The sequence below is a fragment of the Collinsella sp. TF09-1AT genome, assembly GCF_003436895.1.
GTDB lineage: Bacteria > Actinomycetota > Coriobacteriia > Coriobacteriales > Coriobacteriaceae > Collinsella.
Genome location: NZ_QSRC01000016.1, coordinates 1 through 2,449, shown reverse-complemented (window position 1 = coordinate 2,449; position 2,449 = coordinate 1). Strand labels below are relative to the sequence as shown.

1 protein-coding gene is annotated in these 2,449 nt (G+C 64.6%); it reads right to left on the bottom strand.

Annotation, left to right across the window (positions count from 1 at the left end):
- Positions 1-2,449: Spy0128 family protein (locus tag DXC90_RS09405; protein ID WP_304529398.1), on the bottom strand; the 2,449-nt coding region annotated here is incomplete at both ends.

Below are 2,449 nucleotides of genomic sequence, written 5' to 3'. Positions count from 1 at the left end.
ATTGGTGAACAGGGGCTCGTCCCCGTTATCGAACGCGATCTCGGCCACGAGGCTTCCCCTGCCATCGTCAGTGACCGTCACCGTGCCCTCGTACACCTTCTTGTCGTAGGTTACGCCCTCGGCCTTGCCCGCAACCTCGCGCACCTTGAAGCGATATTCGCCCGCAGCGTCAAAGGTCATCGGGTCAAATACAACCATGCCGGCAGCGTCATTGGTGGCGGTAACGGTCTTGGCATCGCCACCCTGCCCGTAGCTCAGCTCGAAGGTGAACTCGCCTGCGGCAAGCTTGCGGCCGTCGAGCTTCTTACCGGCGACGATGCTCGCGGAGGCGGTATCGACCGCATACTTGTTCGCGAACATGATACCGCTCGTCGTCGTCGCGCCGTCAACGCTCCAGGCCACGGCCAGCGTGCCGTCGAGCTTGTCGGTCACGACCGCGCTCACCGGGTACACGCTTCCGTCGTAGCTCACGCCGTCGATCTTCTTGCCGCCGGAAACCTCGGCAAGGACGTACTGGTACGTGCCCGGCTTGTCGAAGGTCACCGCAGGCAACTCGACCTTGCCGCCGGCATCGTTCTTGGCCGATGCCACAACGGTGCCGTCGAGCTTGGCGAGCCGGAACTCGAACTCATCCGCCGTGATGGGACGGCCTGTCAGCGTCTTGGCGATCGCGAAGCCGCCGTCCGCCGTCAGGCTGGAGCTCGCGGGGGTCGTACCATACGTGTTGTTGAAGGAGAACATCGGGCCGTCGGCCGGGCTGGTCGTGGCCTCCAGCGTGCCGTCGCCGTTGTCGGCGATCGTCACGGTGAACGTCTTGCCGCTCTGGGCCGCAGCGTCATTTGCGACACCGGCAACAGAGCCCGTCTCGGTCACCTTGTAGGCGAACGTCTTGCCCGCATCGGCCAGGGTGTAGGTGGCGTTACCGAAGGTCACGTTGCCCGCAGGGCCGTTCTTCGCCACACGCGCGGCGGGCATGGGGGCACCCGGGGTCACCGCCTCGATCTTGAACTCGTATTTGTCGGCGATGTCGGCAATCGTCAGACCGAGGGCCTCGTCTTCCAGGCTCAGCCACTTGGCGCCCCTGAACTCCACGCCCACCGAATCCGTGTCATACGTGTTTTGGAACGCCAGGGAGTTGGAACCCGCCGGATACGTGACCTCGGGCGAAAGCGTTCCGTCGCCGTTGTCGGTCACCACGACCACGATCTGGAAAGTGAACACGCTGCCCGTCACGCCTTCGGGAAGGGGTGTGGTCTGCTCGGCAACGGTGTACTCAAAGCGGTACGTTCCGTCCGGATCCTTGGTCGCGGTGCGGTCCGCGAGCGCCTGCTCGATCTTGGCGGTCGTGTAGTTGATGCCGGTGAAGACGATCTTGCCCGGTTGATCCTTGCCCGCGGCGACGTTCGAGCCCGTGGCAACCGTGGCGCCGCGTGCATCGAGCACCACGTAATTGAACTCGCCGGCGTTAAGGTCGCGACCGGACAGGGTCTTTGCGGCCTCGATCTTCACCGCGGCACCCTCACCCAAGTCGCCCGTCGCACTGTATTCGTTCACGAACGGGACCTCGGCGCGTGCGGCGCCGGTGGCGCGAGCATCACCCGTGGCGTAGGTAAACGTCTTGACGCCCGTCGCGCCGCCGGAGACCTTGGTGGTCACGGTCAGCTTGCCGGTGTTCGCATCGTCGGACACCGCGATGTCGACCGTGTAGCGCGTATCGTCGTTGTCGTAGCCGGCGCCGCCCTTCCTGCTCTCATACACCTCGAACGAGAAGGTCTTGCCGTTGTCCGCCTGGTTGAACTCCACGCCGCCGCCGAGCAGCTTCACCACGACTTTTTCGCCGTTCGGCGCGGGCTGCGCATTGGTGAACTCCTCGCCGCCCTGCTCGATGCGGAACTTCCGCGCCGTCGCCTCGTCCTTCGGCTTCACGGTGAAGCCGAACTGGCCGGGCACCAGATCGTGGCCGTTCAGAGTCTTGGTGATGGCCAAGCCGCCCGCCGCGCCATAGTCGACCTCGGACTCGTACGTGTTGGTGAACACGCCGTTCTCAACGGTGCCGGCGACAGCCGCCGTCAGATTGCCCTTGAGGTCGTCGGTCACCGTCACGTTGAGTGTGGCCATCTCCTTGGAGTACGTGACGCCATTGCTCGAACCGCCGGTTCCCGGTTGTCCGTCAACGCCAAGTTCCTGGACGTGGTAGCTGAAGGTCTTGCTGCGCGTGCCGTCGGCGTTCGCGGTCGCTTCGGCCATGTCGTCATCGGTGAACGCGATGTCGCCAAAGCCGAAGCCCACCGGATCGCCATCCTTCCTGCCCGCGCCGGTAACCGTCACGGTCTTCGCACCGTTCACGGCGTCCTCGGGCATGGGTGCGTCGTCGACCGGAGTCAGCTCAAAGCCGAAGCTGTCGCCCGCCAGCCAATCACGGCCATCGAGCACCTTGTTGAAGAGCGCA